The sequence below is a fragment of the Congregibacter sp. genome (assembly GCF_965660375.1).
Taxonomy (GTDB): domain Bacteria; phylum Pseudomonadota; class Gammaproteobacteria; order Pseudomonadales; family Halieaceae; genus Congregibacter.
Window position 1 is genome coordinate 1 of sequence record NZ_CBFHZO010000032.1, and the last position, 15962, is coordinate 15962.

The 15962-nt window shown below is 58.3% G+C and carries 14 protein-coding genes; 8 read left to right on the forward strand and 6 right to left on the reverse strand.

Going from position 1 to position 15962, the window contains the following annotated elements; translation table 11 throughout:
- Window positions 1-377: 377 nt before the first annotated feature.
- Window positions 378-1619, reverse strand: coding sequence for an ammonium transporter (locus ACTG3T_RS02665; RefSeq protein ID WP_439100721.1), 1242 nt, complete (start codon window positions 1617-1619; stop codon window positions 378-380).
- A gap of 59 nt (window positions 1620-1678) precedes the next feature.
- Window positions 1679-2017 (reverse strand): P-II family nitrogen regulator, encoded by a 339-nt coding sequence (gene glnK / locus ACTG3T_RS02670; protein WP_439100722.1) that lies wholly within the window; start codon window positions 2015-2017, stop codon window positions 1679-1681.
- Between the two features lie 313 nt (window positions 2018-2330).
- Here glnK and ACTG3T_RS02675 point away from each other — a divergent pair, with 313 nt between their 5' ends.
- On the forward strand, window positions 2331-2597 hold the full coding sequence (locus ACTG3T_RS02675) for an accessory factor UbiK family protein (protein ID WP_439100723.1): 267 nt from the start codon (window positions 2331-2333) through the stop codon (window positions 2595-2597).
- 181 nt (window positions 2598-2778) lie between these two features.
- Window positions 2779-4272: a YifB family Mg chelatase-like AAA ATPase gene (locus tag ACTG3T_RS02680; RefSeq protein ID WP_439100724.1), complete on the forward strand. Its 1494-nt coding sequence runs from the start codon at window positions 2779-2781 to the stop codon at window positions 4270-4272.
- 106 nt (window positions 4273-4378) lie between these two features.
- Here the strand turns inward: ACTG3T_RS02680 and ACTG3T_RS02685 are convergent, their stop codons facing one another.
- Window positions 4379-4831, reverse strand: a complete 453-nt coding sequence (locus ACTG3T_RS02685) for a c-type cytochrome (protein WP_439100725.1) — start codon at window positions 4829-4831, stop codon at window positions 4379-4381.
- Between the two features lie 152 nt (window positions 4832-4983).
- Between ACTG3T_RS02685 and ACTG3T_RS02690 the strand changes: the two genes are divergently transcribed.
- The 3 genes from ACTG3T_RS02690 to ACTG3T_RS02700 are packed head-to-tail and all read left to right on the forward strand — an operon-like array spanning window position 4984 to window position 8035.
- A complete protein-coding gene (locus ACTG3T_RS02690) occupies window positions 4984-5604 on the forward strand; it encodes a glutathione S-transferase family protein (RefSeq protein WP_439100726.1) in 621 nt (206 codons plus the stop codon).
- A 23-nt stretch (window positions 5605-5627) separates the two neighbouring features.
- On the forward strand, window positions 5628-6668 hold the full coding sequence (locus ACTG3T_RS02695) for a DUF3080 family protein (protein ID WP_439100727.1): 1041 nt from the start codon (window positions 5628-5630) through the stop codon (window positions 6666-6668).
- A gap of 59 nt (window positions 6669-6727) precedes the next feature.
- On the forward strand, window positions 6728-8035 hold the full coding sequence (locus ACTG3T_RS02700; protein WP_439100728.1) for a DUF3422 family protein: 1308 nt from the start codon (window positions 6728-6730) through the stop codon (window positions 8033-8035).
- 13 nt (window positions 8036-8048) lie between these two features.
- Here ACTG3T_RS02700 and ACTG3T_RS02705 read toward each other — a convergent pair whose 3' ends face one another.
- Window positions 8049-8951 (reverse strand): phytanoyl-CoA dioxygenase family protein, encoded by a 903-nt coding sequence (locus tag ACTG3T_RS02705; protein WP_439100729.1) that lies wholly within the window; start codon window positions 8949-8951, stop codon window positions 8049-8051.
- Between the two features lie 11 nt (window positions 8952-8962).
- On the reverse strand, window positions 8963-10441 hold the full coding sequence (locus tag ACTG3T_RS02710) for an SLC13 family permease (RefSeq protein WP_439100730.1): 1479 nt from the start codon (window positions 10439-10441) through the stop codon (window positions 8963-8965).
- Window positions 10442-10588: 147 nt separating this feature from the next.
- Between ACTG3T_RS02710 and ACTG3T_RS02715 the strand changes: the two genes are divergently transcribed.
- Entirely contained in the window at window positions 10589-11404 is an 816-nt protein-coding gene (locus tag ACTG3T_RS02715; RefSeq protein ID WP_439100731.1) for a VOC family protein, read from the forward strand.
- A gap of 54 nt (window positions 11405-11458) precedes the next feature.
- On the opposite strand, the gene fusA is transcribed toward ACTG3T_RS02715, so the two are convergent.
- Window positions 11459-13543, reverse strand: coding sequence for an elongation factor G (fusA, locus tag ACTG3T_RS02720; RefSeq protein ID WP_439100732.1), 2085 nt, complete (start codon window positions 13541-13543; stop codon window positions 11459-11461).
- A gap of 251 nt (window positions 13544-13794) precedes the next feature.
- Between fusA and ACTG3T_RS02725 the strand changes: the two genes are divergently transcribed.
- Together ACTG3T_RS02725 and ACTG3T_RS02730 are read left to right on the forward strand one after the other, a co-directional pair.
- Window positions 13795-14883, forward strand: coding sequence for an HDOD domain-containing protein (locus tag ACTG3T_RS02725; RefSeq protein WP_439100733.1), 1089 nt, complete (start codon window positions 13795-13797; stop codon window positions 14881-14883).
- Window positions 14884-15048: 165 nt separating this feature from the next.
- Entirely contained in the window at window positions 15049-15960 is a 912-nt protein-coding gene (locus tag ACTG3T_RS02730; protein ID WP_439100734.1) for a hypothetical protein, read from the forward strand.
- Window positions 15961-15962 lie beyond the last annotated feature (2 nt).

Genomic DNA, 15962 nt, shown 5'->3' on the forward strand with positions numbered 1-15962 from the left:
ACTACTTCTCTCGCTGAGTAGGGGGGAGTTCGCTTCGTAGCTAAGGCCCTCTCGCATCGGCCTCGGGCTGCAGACCTTAACTACTCCTCTCGCTGAGCAGGGGGACGCTAGCTTCGTAGCTAAGGTCCGCAGCCCGTGGTGCGGTCGAACCCACCATTGCTGTCGCAGTCTGCGGATACCGGAACGTAGCTCATACGCAAGGCTAGTCGGCATGATCTACGAAGCGAGCGTCCCCCAATCCAGCGAGTGAAGTAGATCATGCCGGCTAGCCTGGTCGGTAGCACTACCGTTCCTTACTCAGATTTAAGACAAAAAAAAGGGGGCCCAGAGGGCCCCCAAAAAAACGCATTGAAATAATGCGCCCGCAAGATTGTTGCTTACTTGGCTGAGACGAACTCCGGGTAGGCTTCGAGGCCACATTCAGAGAGATCCACACCTTCGTATTCCTCTTCTTCCGTGACCCGGATACCCATAACGGTCTTGATCGCGAAGAAAGCGATGAGGCTGGTAACAAATACCCAGACGAAGATAGTCGCTGCGCCGATAAGCTGCCCACTCAAGCTGGAGTCATCGTTGGTCATGGGGACCAGGAGCAGACCCAGAAGACCAACAACACCGTGGACAGAAATCGCACCGACGGGATCATCAATCTTCAGCTTGTCCAGAGTGATGATGGAGAAGACCACCAGGATGCCACCAACGGCGCCAAAGACCGTGGCCAGAAGCGGCGTGGGGGTAGAGGGCTCAGCAGTGATCGCTACGAGCCCGGCCAACGCGCCATTCAGCGCCATGGTCAGATCAGCTTTACCGAAGAGCAGCCGAGCGGTAAGGAGTGCCGCCACCAGGCCACCGCAGGCTGCAGCGTTAGTGTTCATAAACACCACAGCTACGGCATTGGCATTCTCGACACTGGCAGTGGCGAGCACCGAGCCGCCGTTGAAGCCAAACCAGCCCATCCAGAGTATAAAGGTGCCCAGCGTAGCCATGGGCAGGTTCGCACCAGGGATAGCGACCACGGATCCGTCCACGCGATATTTGCCCTTTCGTGCGCCCAGCAGGAGAACACCGGCGAGAGCCGCGGCGGCACCTGCCATGTGTACGATGCCTGATCCGGCAAAGTCGGAGAAATCAAGGTCCCCCAGGGTGTACATACCGAACACGGGGTCACCACCCCAGGTCCAGTTACCTTCCATGGGGTAGATAAAGCCTGTCATGACAATGGCGAAGATCAAAAATGACCAGAGTTTCATACGCTCTGCCACGGCACCGGACACGATGGACATCGCCGTGGCCACAAACACCACCTGAAAGAAAAAGTCCGCCGATGGCGCGTAGGTTGCGGCTTCTTCCGCTCCTGCGACGCCGTCTCCGGTGATACCGGCAAGGAGGCTGGCACCCAGGGAGGGATACATAATCGCGTAGCCCACTACCATGTACATGGTGCAGGCAATGGCAAACAAGGCGACGTTCTTGGTGAGAATTTCTGTGGTGTTTTTGGATCGCACCAGGCCGGCTTCAAGCATTGCAAAGCCGGCGGCCATCCACATAACCAGGGCACCGCACACGAGAAAATAAAACGTGTCCAGTGCGTAGCTCAGTTCAAAAATTTGGTTTTCCATGAAAGGGTCTCTCGTGCTGAATTCGGGGGGACTAGTTAGCGTGCTTCACAAGGTGCCTTTTAGATGGCTTCCTCGCCGGTTTCGCCGGTGCGAATACGAATCACCTGCTCAAGACCCGAAACAAACACCTTGCCGTCTCCGATCTTCCCGGTATTGGCTGATTTGGTGATGGCCTCGATAGTCTGATCCACCATGCCTTCGGCGACGGCGACTTCGATTTTCACCTTGGGGAGAAAATCCACGACGTATTCAGCGCCGCGATACAACTCGGTGTGGCCCTTTTGTCGCCCGAATCCTTTGACCTCTGTAACCGTGATGCCCTGCACGCCGATCTCTGACAGCGACTCGCGCACGTCATCCAGCTTGAAGGGCTTCACAATGGCCGTTATTAACTTCATGTAGTTCTCCTGACTCAACAAGGGCGCATCATGGGCGCCATTCGGCTAGCCGTTTAATCGTCTTATTGCTCCACACTATGGGCAGCAGGACGTTTCCATAAAGATAATCAGCAATGGATATGCCACAGACTATTTCCATATTTGAATCAATGGCTTAGGTATTTTCCAAGCTCAGCATCAGGTCAATCAGCGACGGATGCAGAAAGATATCGCACCAAATTAGTGCCTGGATCTGTTTTGGTGCACTAACCTGAGCTGTGATCCGGTGACACCATCCTCTACACTGCGGATGCACTTGGCAGGAGTACAGTTTATGGCGCTTAAACCGCCCCCATTCAGTGAAGTGATGCAGCAGGTAAACGAGTTGGTGGGACCTGCAGGCCTGGCGGATGAAGTCGACAAGAACGCGCGGCAACTCATTCAGTCAGCGTTGAAAAAGCTCGATTTTGTCAGTCGCGATGAGTTCGACGCGCAAACGGCAATGCTTGAGCGCACGCGCAATAAAGTGGCCGCACTGGAGTCCGAGTTGGCGGCCATGAATGACCTGGTCGACAAACTGGAAAAGCAGGCCGCACGCTGACCCACAGGCATACAGCGCTCGCCGCTCGAGGAAAGTGAAGCGCGCTTAACAAGCCCCTCAGGATTGCCGGGGCTGGCTACTGCGGACACAGAAGAAACTGATCGCAGGACTTTGCCTGAGAAATAAGAAACCAAGGCTGCAGGCAAGGATGCCCGCGCCATAACTCAAGGATGAGTGAATCATGAATTATGCCGTGGTGCTCTCCCGCGCCAACCAGGGTTTGGATGCCCCACTGGTTCGCGTCGAAGTACACCTCTCAAACGGGCTGCCAGCCTTTACCGTCGTGGGAATGCCCGAGACCGCGGTTCGCGAGAGCAAGGACCGGGTCCGCAGCGCACTGCTGAACTCTCACTTTGAATTTCCCGACCGGCGTATCACCGTCAATCTGGCTCCCGCGGATCTCCCCAAGGGCGGCGGACGTTTTGATCTCCCCATTGCCCTGGGTATTCTGTGCGCTTCCGGTCAGTTACCGGGGGACGCGCTTCTTAGCAGTGAATGCATTGGTGAACTGGCCCTGGACGGTACGCTACGAGCCGTGCGCGGCACCGTTGCCGCCGCCATGGCCGCCAGCCAATGCAAACGGCGGATGGTATTGGCGCAGGAATCAGCATCGTTGTGTCAGTCAATACCGGGCACGCACATGGTCTGTGCAACGGATCTATTGTCCCTGTGCGCCGTGCTGCGCGGGCGCGCAGATCCACCGGAGGTTGAGAGCATGGAAGCTCCTCCTGTCACGACCGCAACGAATCTGGCGGAAGTCTGTGGACAGCACATACCCAAACGCGCGCTGGAAATCGCCGCCAGTGGTGGACACAATCTGGTGCTTACAGGACCTCCGGGGACGGGCAAGAGTCTTCTCGCTAACTGCCTGCCGGGCATTCTGCCGCCCCCTGACGACCGTGAGTGGCTGACCGTATGCGCTCTTTACGACCTCCAGGGCAAGATTCCGGAAATCCGACAGCGGGCTTTTAGGGCCCCTCACCACAGTGCCAGTGCCGCGGCTCTCGTGGGCGGCGGACCCATCCCCATGCCCGGGGAAATATCTCTGGCGCACGGCGGCGTTCTCTTCCTGGACGAATTGCCCGAGTTTTCGCGACACGCCCTGGATATGCTTCGGGAACCGCTGGAGACCGGTGAGATCCGCCTCGCCCGGGCAAACTGCAGCATCCGCTACCCGGCTCGCTTTCAATTGATAGCCGCAATGAATCCTTGCCCCTGTGGCTATGCGGGAGACAGCGAAAAGCCCTGTAAATGCAGTGCAGCACAGCGTCTGAGCTATGGTGGTCGCGTTTCTGGCCCGCTGCTGGATCGCATGGACCTGCAGGTTCGCGTGGACCGGGAAGATGCAGTGGACCTGTTTTCCGGCCACGGCGCGGAAGATTCGGTCATTGTTCAGGGCCGCGTAGTGCAATCCCGAGAACGGCAATTCAAGCGTCAGGGGACAAGCAATGCGCAGCTTCGTGGATCCGCACTGCTGGATAGCTGTGCCTGCGGACCCGAAGAGCGGCGTTTGATACAACGCAGCGCCAAGCAGTTAAAGCTATCGGCCCGGGCAGTGCACCGACTGCTGCGCGTGGCGCGGAGCATTGCCGATCTCAGGGGTGAGGACACAGTGACGGTGACTGCGCTCAAAGAGGCTCTATCCTATCGCGATACCCTTCGACCCACGCAGTGAAAACACGATCGACGGGCGCAAAAAAACCGCTGCGCTCACCACGCAACGGTCCTCTGACAAACCTGTTCTCATTCCGGATGTACCAAAGTACTCCGGATCCAGTCACTTACTGGCTGTTTTCGACCATGTAATCGACCGCTGCCATGACGGCTTCATCAGACAAATCAGAACGGCCGCCCTTGGCCATCATTCCTGACCCGGCAATGCCGTTGATGCCGCTGTTATACAGCTCATCGATACCCTTGGCGATACGCGGGGCCCAGGCGTCCGCGTTCCCCACGATGGGGGCGCCTGCCGCACCGGAAGCGTGGCATGCCAGGCAAGCGGTGTTGTAAGTCGCCTCGCCATCGATGGCAGCCATCGCGCCGTCGCCAGCGGTTCCGCCCATGGCGCCCATCGCTGCGGGTACGCCACCGCAGTTGTCGCCTTGCAGACAGACTTCGCCAACCGGCGCAATGCGCGCCTCGATGGCAGCCCGCTGCTCCTCAGTAAGCTCCACGGCCTGCGCCGCTGCGGCCAAACCGAATGACAGACCTAGCACTAATGTTCGCGTCAACACGATAAATCCTCCGTTTCGTGGGAGCGCATTATAGCTGTAGGCGTAGCGGCTTCAAAGCGCCATCTGCAACGATCCCGCGGGGCAAAAATACCTGTCTCTGCTACCATGCTGGTCCTCGAAAACCCTTCACCTCAGACCTCGAGGACGCATTTATGCATTTGTATACCTACGACTCCGCACCCAACCCTCGTCGACTGACGTTGTTTCTCAATTACAAGGGCATTGAGCTGCCCACCACACAAATTGACATGCGGGAAAACGAGCATCGGGGTGCAGAGTTCCTGGCGATCAATCCTCTGGGTACCTTGCCGGCGCTGCTCACCGATGATGGCGCCCTTCTCACGGAAGTTATCGCGATATGCGACTACCTGGAATCTCAGCACCAGGAAAAACCGCTGATGGGTAGCACGGCCCTGGAGCGCGCCCTGGTACTCAGCTGGGACCATCGCATCTTTGTATCAATTTTTGAGGCATTTGCAGAAATGCTGCGTAACCGCAGTCCGGCCTTTGAGAACCGCGCGCTTCCGGGCCCCCTGGACGTGGAGCAAATACCCGCACTGGAGGAACGGGGTCGCAAGCGATTTCGTGGAAGCCTGGCACTTTTTGACGAGGAACTTGGCGACAAGCCCTTCCTGTGCGGCGATGCCGTGACCTTTGCGGACATTGATCTCCTCGTCGGCGTCGAGACCGCCCGCTGGGTAAAAGAGTCCATTCCCGAGGGCTGCAGCAAGCTTGAAGCCTGGCTGGAGCGCACCCGCGAAGCCCTGACCTGAAACACAGCTCTTCAAGCACTCTCGTGCCCGTTCTTTTACTCACCCCTCTGCTGGTCCTCCTCGCCGCCTGTAGCGGCGATGGACAAAAGGCCGAGCTTGAGAACTATCTCAGCCGCTTGTTGCGCCCGCTGGATATGGAAGCTCCCGGTATCGACAGGGCACGGAGCCCCATGCCGCCCCGCGCTGAGTCCTTGCGCATCGAGCTGGACGGCAGCAAGCTCGATGGTATGGATTTTCTGCGCCTGCGCGGCTGCGCGCTGCAGCAGACGGTGGCGCGACGCAACAGCAGTCTGGGTCGGGTAGCGCCCCCGTCCCAGCGCTTGCTCCTGGAGCTGGCATTTCTCCGGGATGCTCCTGCCTGTATCGACACCCTCAGGTCCGATGGAAAAGATGAACTCGCCGCGGCTATCAGTGACAGCGTGACTCTGAAACACTCGCAGCTGCCGGCGCTCGTCTTCAATGCGACGCTGGGTAACAGCGAGTACCGGGACTTCTGGCGCACCTCAACGTCTGCACAGAACTACCCGGAGCAAACCAGCAGCGAAGTCATAACTGCTCTGGAGCAGCTTACCGCTGCTGCTCGTCGCTGGCTGTCCGAAGATTACGATGCGGATGATATGGGTTTTGAACTCGCTCTTTCAGACATCGCCCGTGGTGACGGGGGTGAGCTTTTGGAAGCACTGGCTCGCCAGGCGGCTTACCTGGATGCCGCCAACGCGGTGATCGTCACGCGCATGAACAAAGGCCCACTGTGCCGGACAAACACCGACAGCAAAGCCGCGGCCATCGCCCGCACGGTAGTCAACAAGTTTTTTATTCGGGAAGTGCAGGCCAGGGCGGCCAATCTAGGTCAACGTTACTATGCACTCATGGGCCCTCTGCGTGAGCTGGAGCGATTACTGGCAGATACACTGCCGGATGCCTATGTCAGCTGGCGTGATCGCCGGGATACACTATTTGATGCAGGCCTCGAGGCGCCCAGGAATCACGTCAAGCAGCTGCAAGCCCTCCTCGGCGTTTGCTACGCTGAGTTTGCACCCAAGGGAGAGAACACCACGCAGTAAGGCCTTCTGTGATACGGCAGAAGCGCTTTCTTTAAAAACAATCGGCCGGAAAACACACAATGACACAGCCCTATGCGGAGTCTGACATACCCATCAATACGCTGAGCGAACGCATTGCCCTTAGCAATGAGTGGCATGCCCGGCCACTGCTGACACTCCCATCCCCTCTGCGCTGCTCCCATATGGTGTGCCTCCGCGGCGACACGAGCCTTGAAGAGCGTCGACAGCAGTTCGCAGACTTTTGTGAGTCCCAGGGGCAGAGCGGACCCAGCAAAAACAGCCGTCATCATTCGGTGAATGTCGGTAACTGCCTGCTTAAATGGGAAGGTCATACCGAGGCAGATTCCTACACACTGCTGGTGGCGGGCAATGGGGAGCCCCCCTTTGCGGCGCCGGCCATAAGCTTTTTAGACGCCAGCATGCGATCAAAGTTGATAGACCAGCTTTTCCTCGGTGTCCATATAGAGGTGATTCCATGCACGGACAGCCCGAAAGAAAACCGTCTGCAGCGGATCCGCGCCCTGTTGGGACGGCAGGAGGTCTACGGGGGAAGCATCTCGGAGGGCAAAGGCGAACTATGGTCCAGCTTCCGTCTGGATGCCGAGGGATTTTCGCGCATCGTCATCATGGACTGTGCACTCAGTGAAGCGCGTCTGTCACGCCAGGTACAACGCATCCTGGAAGTGGAAACCTATCGCATGCTCGCTATGCTGGGACTTCCCGCCGCACGGGACGTCATGGGTACCCTGGGCGAACTGGAGCCCGCACTGGATGAGGTGATCGAGGAGATTACCCACCGGGATGCGGATCCGGCGCTGGAGCTTTCTCTCGGTCGCATCACCCGCATAGCGGCCAGGGTTGAGCACGTGGCCGCGGCGCATGCCTATCGCTTCGCCGCATCCCGGGCCTACAACGGCATTGTGGAGCGACGCCTCGCGGAGTTATCCGAGGAACAAAAAGGCAGCGCGCCGCGCTACACCACCTTTTTGCAGAAAACCCTGATGCCCGCCATGCGTACCTGCGAAGCCGCGGAGCGCCGTACCCAGGAACTGGCACAGCGGGTCACCCGGGCGACACAGCTGCTGGACTCCATGGTGGATATGGATCAGAAAAAACAAAACCAGGCCATCCTCGAAAGCCTTGCCGAGCGCGCCAACCTGCAGCTGCGCCTCCAGCAGTCCGTAGAAGGTTTTTCAATTTTCGCCATCACCTACTATGCCGTGGGCTTGCTGGGCTACCTGTTTAAATCAGGGAAAACCCTGGGGCTGGGAATCAACCCGGACCTGCTCACCGGCCTTAGCGCTCCCGTAGTGCTGGCGTTCGTCTGGCTATCAGTGCGCAGCATCAAAAACCGCCTGAAGCGCTAGCTCACGACCCGGTTCACTCGCTGGGACCATCGGCCGACGGCAGCTCCCGCTTGGGATGCATGCCGTTGACCATGCCCATAAAGGGCGGATGAATGGAGTAGCCAAGAAGCCGGCGCATGTCCTCAGATACCCGCGCGGCGGTGTTCTTCGAGACAGACAGGAAATAGTTCTCCTGGGTGCGCAGATAGGGCTCACAGTACTGACCGGTAAAGGCCATGCGGCTTTCTCCCGCGTCGTTCTCCCCACCGCCATGCCATAAACTACCGAGAAACAGAATGCAGGAACCGGCGGGCATCACCGCCTTCACCCGAGGATCACTGTCCCTGGGAAAGCGCCCTTCACCCCAGAGATGACTCCCCGGTATAGCGACCGTGGCACCGTTGTCCTCGGTGAAATCATCAATGGCAAATACCGTTGCCACGCTCAGCACCGGTTTGGGACTGGGCCAGGGATAAAAGCCGTCATCGGTATGCAGCGGCTGCGCGGGAGATCCCGATAGAATATTAATGACCTGGGCCTGGGACAGCAGGTAATTGGGTTTTAACAGCCGGTCAAGATGCGCCAGGATCAAAGGATGGACAATAAAATCATCGGCCGCGCGGCACTTTTCAGGTAAACCGTATAGTCGCTGGGTTCGTTCACCCTCGAAGGAGTTTCGCCCGGGTTTATCCAGCCACGCTGTGGCCTCCGTGCGAAGCCGTTCTAATTGCCCGGCACTCACCAGGTCTTCGATAATGACAAAGCCGTCCCGCAGAAGTCGCGCATGCTGTGACTCGAGGAGTTGGGGATCGATGTTCTTTGCAGCGCTGCTTCGGGAGAACCCGTGAGTCCTGGCCAGATCCACGTCAACGTAATCCTGGAAGCTGTCGATATGCCGAAACTTCGGATCCTCGCGACCACTTTTCTCGCCTGCCATCCCTGTGCCCCCTAGCTAAGCACCGCGGGCACCAGCCATACCGCAACGACAGTGAGCAAACCCAGCGCAATGAGATTCATCACAAACCCGGCACGGACCATATCAGGGATACGGAGCACCCCCGAGGAATAGACAATCGCATTGGGCGGTGTTGCCACGGGGAGCATAAAGGCGCAGCTTGCCGCCAGGGTCACCGGTACGCAGAGCACCAGGGGATCAATACCCGATTGGAGGGCGATGGCTGCCACCACCGGCAAAAAGGTCGCCGCGGTGGCAAGGTTGCTGGTGAGCTCCGTCAGAAACACCACCAGTCCCGCTGCGGCCAGAACAATCACGATCAGCCCCATGGACCCCAGTCCGGATAAACCTTCACCCAACCACAGCGCCAGACCGGATCCTGACACCTGTGCCGCCAGACTGAGCCCGCCGCCGAAGAGTATGAGCACCCCCCAGGGCAGGCGGCTCACATCGGGCCACTGCAGGAGGGGACCTCCCCCCACGCTGCCGCTGGGAATTACAAACAATAACAGCGCCGCCGCCATGACAATGCCCGCGTCGCTGAGTCCTTCTAAACCGGACAGTCCCGACAGTGTAGAGCGGAACATCCACAACAAAATGACCGCCAGAAACAGTAGACCTACACGCTTTTCTGGCGCTTTCATGGCGCCAATGTCGTCCCGCATCCGGGCAATCACATCCTGCGTTTGCGAGCTCGCCGGGATGTTGACCCGGTACACGAAGGACGTCAGCACCCACCAACCCAGGGGAAGGAGCATCATGGACAGAGGCACACCAATCATCATCCAGTCCGCAAAGGCAATGCGGATGCCATAGGTATCCTCGAGAAACCCCGCCAGAAACACATTGGGGGGCGTACCGACCAGCGTCGAAAGCCCGCCGATAGTGGTGGAATAAGCGAGGGCGAGCATCAGGGCGATCTGAAATTCGCGTATATCGCCGTCCTGCTCCGGAGCGGCCTGCTCGGCGATGAGCGCACCCACCGAGGCCGCAATAGGCAGGAGCATCATGGTTGTAGAGGTGTTGGTCATCCACATGGACAGCAAAGCCCCCACGAGCATAAACCCCAGAATAAGACGTTTCCCGTCGGTCCCCGTGCGCGCGAGAATCCAAAGTGCTATGCGGCGGTGCAGGGACCACTTTTCCACCGCGATGGCAAGCATAAACGCGCCAAGAAAGAGATAGATAATGGGGTGCGCATAGCTCGGCGCCACCTCGCTCATGGGCGCAATACCCAGGAGGTCAAAGGTCACCAGCGGTAAAAATGCGGTCGCCGCTACGGGGACCACCTCCGAGGCCCACCAGATCGCCATCCAGAGCCCGACAGCAGCGACTTTCCAGGCGGCAGGGGGCATGGCGGTCTGCGTGGCGCCAAAGATCAGCATTCCCACGCAGAGGGCCGGGCCGAGCACCAGGCCCACGCGCTGATAGGTAGCCAGACCAGCGTCTGGTGTTGGCGATGTATCGTTCATGGGGTTCACTTTAACCGTGCTCGCGCGCATTACCAGAAAAATCGAGTTTTTATAAACACAGTATTGGCCGCGGTTGACGGAAGCCCTCAAAGGCCAGGTAGTTTTGTGTGAGAATCGTCGACTCTCACAGGACTCAGGAACAGCATCATGGCATCACCGATTCGGGCGATAGATCACGTCACCATCAGCGTGGCCGATCTCGAGGCGGACGCTAACCACTACGCGACGCTCTTTGCGACACCGCCCGTTTTCCAGGGTCAGCGAGATGGAAAAGAAACAGCGGTTTTCCAAACCGGGAACATTGCCGTGCACCTCCATGAGTCAGGCAAACCCCTGGGGCTGGAGGGTATATGCTTTGCCGGTGACACGCTGCCCAGGATGAAAAGACGTTTGAGCCAGGTGGGAATCGCCGCTGAGGAAGACATCGCGCATGATCCCCACGGTTCCGAAGACCATCACCCGGTGATTGTGGCCGACCCGGCAACCACGCGGCACATTCAGCTGTCATTTATAGAGCAAACCCACCGCAGCAGAACCGACGATCGCGGTCTCGGCAATGGGCTTGATCACATTGTCATCGCGTCCCAAAAAGCCGAGAGCACGGCATTTTTACTGGGATGCCAGCTGGGGCTGGACCTGCGTATGGATATGAGCCGCCCGGAATGGAATGCCCGCTTAATGTTTTTTCGCTGCGACGATCTCATCGTGGAGGTCTTTGAACAGCTTAAGGACGAGGCCGTTGCTGGTGCCAGGGATCTGGACAGTTCGGTGTTACCGGGGGACAGTTTTTACGGGCTCACCTGGCGTGTTACTGACGCTGACGCAAGTCACATGCGACTCAGGGATGCAGGCTTTGATGTCTCAGGGGTGCGCAAGGGGCGAAAGCCCGGCTCCCGCGTGCTTACGGTCAGGAACAAGACCGCAGGCGTGGCTACTCTGCTCATTGAACTACCCAAAAGCTAAAAAAAAGGGCCTGCAATTTGCCGGCCCTTTATCAGGAACACAAGCTACCAGCGATTAAGCGTTGGCCTTGCGCTCCTTCACTTCTGCAATCACGGTCTCTGCAACGTTCGCAGGACAGGGCAGGTAGTGCGAGAACTCCATGGAAAACTGACCGCGGCCAGAAGTCATGGTGCGCAAAGTACCGATGTAGCCAAACATTTCTGACAGCGGAACCTCAGCCTTGATGCGAACTCCCGTGGGGCCGGGATCCTGATCCTTGATCATGCCGCGACGACGGTTGAGGTCACCGATGACATCACCGACGTGATCATCCGGTGTGAACACGTCCACCTTCATGATGGGCTCGATAAGCTGCGCGCCGGCCTTGGGCATGGACTGACGGAAGGCGCCCTTGGCGGCCAGTTCAAAGGCAATGGCAGAGGAGTCAACGGCGTGGAAACCACCGTCATAAACTTCGACTTCAACATCCAGCACGGGGAAGCCCGCAACCGTACCTTCGTTCATGAGGCTCTTGAAACCCTTCTCGATGGCCGGGAAGAATTCCTTGGGCACGTTACCACCCACGACTGAAGTGGAAAACGCAAAGCCGGAGCCGGGCTCGCCGGGGCGGATGCGGTAATCGATCTTACCGAACTGACCAGAACCACCAGACTGCTTCTTGTGCGTGTAGGAATCATCGATTTCCTGGGTAATGGTCTCGCGGTAAGCGACCTGAGGCTTGCCCACGTCCAATTCGACCGCATAGGTGCGCTTGAGAATATCGACCTTCACGTCCAGGTGAAGCTCGCCCATGCCCTTGAGAATGGTCTCGCCGGAGTCTTCATCTGTTTCGACGCGGAACGATGGATCCTCTGCGACCATTTTGCCAATGGCGATGGCCATCTTCTCGGCGCCGGCCTTGTCCTTGGGGGCAACCGCAATGGAGATCACGGGCTCCGGGAATACCATCGCTTCCAGCGTACAGGGGTGCTTGGGATCGCAAAGCGTGTGACCCGTTTGTACGTTCTTCATGCCCACAATGGCGATGATGTCGCCGGCCTGGGCCCGCTCCAGTTCGTTACGGTCGTTGGCGTGCATCTCTACCATGCGGCCGATACGCTCGGTCTTGCCGGTAAAGGAATTGAGGATGGTCTCACCACGATTCAAAACGCCCGAGTAAACCCGTACGAAGGTCAGAGCGCCGAAGCGGTCGTCCATGATCTTGAACGCCAGTGCACGCAGGGGCTCTTCCGTAGACACCAGCGCCACTTCGCCCGTGGGTTCGCCCAGCTCGTCGGTGAGTTCCTGGGGATCAACTTCCGTAGGATTGGGCAGATAATCCACTACCGCGTCCAGAATCAGCTGAACACCCTTGTCTTTAAAGGCCGAACCACAGTAGGTGGGGAAGAAGTCCAGCTTCCGGGTACCGGTGCGGATGCAGCGCTTGATGTCCTCCATGGAAGGCTCGTTGCCCTCGAGGTAGGCTTCCATAAGCTCGTCGTCCTGCTCCACGGCAGTTTCGATGAGCTTTTCACGCCACTCTTCCACCGTGTCCACCATGTCTTCGGGGACATCGTTGATCTCAAAGCGCTCGCGATCGTCGGGATCCGGCCACACGTGCGCCTTACGCGTGAGCAAATCGACGATGCCCGTAAACTCATCTTCACGACCGATGGGGAGCACCATAACCAGAGGATTGGCGCCCAGCACATTCTCTACCTGGTCGACAACGCGCAAAAAGTCCGCGCCCACGCGGTCGAGCTTGTTCACGAAGATGATTCGTGCCACTTCTGACTCGTTGGCATAGCGCCAGTTGGTTTCGGATTGAGGCTCTACACCGCCGGAACCACAGAATACGCCCACGCCGCCATCCAGTACTTTCAGGGAGCGATAAACCTCAACGGTGAAATCAACGTGCCCGGGAGTATCGATGATGTTTAGACGGTGGTCTTTCCAGAAACAGGTCGTTGCAGCGGACTGAATGGTAATACCGCGCTCCTGCTCCTGTTCCATGAAGTCAGTGGTTGCCGCGCCGTCATGCACTTCACCGGTTTTGTGGATCTTGCCGGTGAGCTTCAGGATACGCTCGGTAGTTGTGGTCTTGCCGGCATCAACGTGCGCGAAAATGCCGATGTTTCTGTAAAGCGATAAGTCAGCCATGGTGGTTCTCAAGGATTTTGAATTTGGGGGGCAAAAATTTGCTGCGGAAGGGTACAGGAAAACCGCCCACATTGGGAGGGTAAAAGCGGTAGTTTTAAAACCCCTGAGTAATGCCTCCGAAGGGTCCATGGTTCGATACGCCGTCGGTGTGGCCCCGCGGGAGCGCAGTGCACGAGAGCATTCCTTCAATTACTATCGCGGCTCAAGTTACCCAGTAACGCCTTGCAGCACGCGGGAATCGGGAGTTTTCTATGAGTTGGTTTAAGCGGAGCGGCAAAAAGAATAGTGCGCCGCCGCCGGAAGCACTCCAGGCGGATACGTCTGCGGCCGCCGCCACGTCTGCGCAAAACCCCGTTGAGACCAGCCCCGGGGATCGGGAATGTCTGGAAAACCTCGCCGAACGCAAGCCGCCGGACGCCCTGGCAGACCTGTTCCTGGTCATGGAAGAGCACCTTAACGAACTGGAACTGGAAGACATTCGATTACTGGTGGCAACGCTGCGCCAGCCGCCGCCGCTGGTTGAGCTCCTGAGCAGCAGCCTGGACGACCCGGAAGAGCTGCGGGAGGCGATTCTTTCAAGCCCGACGCTGTCCGCTGACGTGCTTCCTGTCGTCAACTCCGCCGCTTTTGCCCTCAATAGCCCCATATCGAGCATCGAGCACGCCGTGGCCTATCTGGGGACGACCATGGTGAGAGGTCTGGTCCTGCAAAGCGCCGTAGGCCAGGTCATGGCTTTCGAAACTGATGTCCAGAAGGCCGCCTATATGCGTATATGGCGGTCCAGCTATGTCGCAAGCGCCGCGGCTCAGGCCTACGCCAGCGCGCTGAACTTTGAACCTCCCTCGGTGCATGCCACGAGGGCGCTGCTGGTGAATATCGGTGATCTGGCATTGATCTCCGCCCGCCCCGAACTATCGGTGATCTATGCGCCAAAAACCGATCTCCTGGGGAAGGTTGAGGCGCAGCAGGAGGACTTCATGGCGAATTCCGCCGTGCTGAGCTCTCTCCTCGTGCGCCAGTGGGGTCTTCCCGAGGACCTCTGCGAATCCCTGCGCCATTCCTTAACGCCCCTCACCTGGGCGCCGGACAGCAACGAGCGCAGTGTCGACAGACAGCGGGAGGACGTGGTGGTCTATCTTGCCTGTCGCATCGGCGACGCCGTGGCCTACGGTGGACTCAAGGACGTCGCGGATTTTGATCTCCTTGCTGAGGAATCACCGGACTTCTTCTATTTACCGGATTATCTGCGCCGGCTGGAGCTGGGCGGCTTGCTGCGGACACTGGCAGATCGCAGTCACGGTCGTCGCGTCCAACAGATTATCGACACCTTTGGCGCTTAGGCGGGCAACGGCTCGATCCCGGACTCAAACCCAGAAAAGTAACCGCAGCACAAACCCAGATCGTCCAAAGCGCCGCTTGAATTCCCCGGCCGCGGGACCGCGTGTACACGGGAGCCGTTATATATTAGTGTATTAGTATAAATTAATACTAAAAGAGCACAATTTATGTTCAGGCTACCTCTATCCAAGCACCCTGTATCCAAGCTGCTGCAAGCTCTCGTTTTTATCGTGGCCGGCTTTACCTCCCTTGCTGACGCAGAGGAACCCCTTCGACCCTACCTGCTCCTCAACGCCGGGGAAGGCTCTCTCAAGCAGCAGCTTGACGCGCTGCGTGACACCCTGGGAAACAGCGATTTCGAGATTGTCGGGCAATACAGCCCCTACCCCGGGGCTACGGTTGTCGCGATTACCCACCCTGCGCTGCTGAGAGCGGCGTCTGCTCGAGAATTTGGTGCCTACGCCGCCGTGCTCCGCATCGGACTAAGCCAGGTGGGGGACGAAGTGCAGCGAAGCTACGCAAATCCGGCGTATTGGGGCGAAGCCTTTCAGGTGGCCCCCCTCGACGCCGTGAGTACCGCGCTCCATGATCTGCTGGGACCGGGCGAACCCTTTGGCTCAAAAAAGGGCCTCAGCAGCAAAAAGCTCGCCTCCTATCGCTACATGATGATGATGCCGCGGTTCAAAGATCACGACCAGCTGGGAAGCTTTTCCAGTCATGCAGCGGCGCTCACCACCATTCGGTCAAATCTAGCGAACAACCCCGACAACCTCACGCAGGTGTTTGAAGTGGCCGTACCGGGCACCGAGGAGGTGCTCTTCGGTGTTGGCATAGGCAGTGGCGACGGGAATGACAAAGACGTCATGGCAACCACCGATACCGGGACCATGAAACATACTGCCCATCTTCCCTATGCCTTGCTGGTGTCCGGAACAGATGTCTACGCACTGGCCGGGAAATTTCGTATCGCCCTGGCCTTTCCCGATCTGGGAATGGGCACCTTCATGAAAATCTCTGGCGCTCCAGGTGCTATCCGCGAGAGTCTTGGCAGCCTTACCGCTACAAAGGAATCCGATTAGAG

Coding starts and splice junctions, on each gene's coding strand:
- ACTG3T_RS02665 (WP_439100721.1), bottom strand. CDS start 1,619: ATGGAAAACCAAATTTTTGAACTGAGCTACGCACTGGACACGTTTTAT.
- glnK (WP_439100722.1), bottom strand. CDS start 2,017: ATGAAGTTAATAACGGCCATTGTGAAGCCCTTCAAGCTGGATGACGTG.
- ACTG3T_RS02675 (WP_439100723.1), top strand. CDS start 2,331: ATGGCGCTTAAACCGCCCCCATTCAGTGAAGTGATGCAGCAGGTAAAC.
- ACTG3T_RS02680 (WP_439100724.1), top strand. CDS start 2,779: ATGAATTATGCCGTGGTGCTCTCCCGCGCCAACCAGGGTTTGGATGCC.
- ACTG3T_RS02690 (WP_439100726.1), top strand. CDS start 4,984: ATGCATTTGTATACCTACGACTCCGCACCCAACCCTCGTCGACTGACG.
- ACTG3T_RS02700 (WP_439100728.1), top strand. CDS start 6,728: ATGACACAGCCCTATGCGGAGTCTGACATACCCATCAATACGCTGAGC.
- ACTG3T_RS02705 (WP_439100729.1), bottom strand. CDS start 8,951: ATGGCAGGCGAGAAAAGTGGTCGCGAGGATCCGAAGTTTCGGCATATC.
- ACTG3T_RS02710 (WP_439100730.1), bottom strand. CDS start 10,441: ATGAACGATACATCGCCAACACCAGACGCTGGTCTGGCTACCTATCAG.
- ACTG3T_RS02715 (WP_439100731.1), top strand. CDS start 10,589: ATGGCATCACCGATTCGGGCGATAGATCACGTCACCATCAGCGTGGCC.
- fusA (WP_439100732.1), bottom strand. CDS start 13,543: ATGGCTGACTTATCGCTTTACAGAAACATCGGCATTTTCGCGCACGTT.
- ACTG3T_RS02725 (WP_439100733.1), top strand. CDS start 13,795: ATGAGTTGGTTTAAGCGGAGCGGCAAAAAGAATAGTGCGCCGCCGCCG.
- ACTG3T_RS02730 (WP_439100734.1), top strand. CDS start 15,049: ATGTTCAGGCTACCTCTATCCAAGCACCCTGTATCCAAGCTGCTGCAA.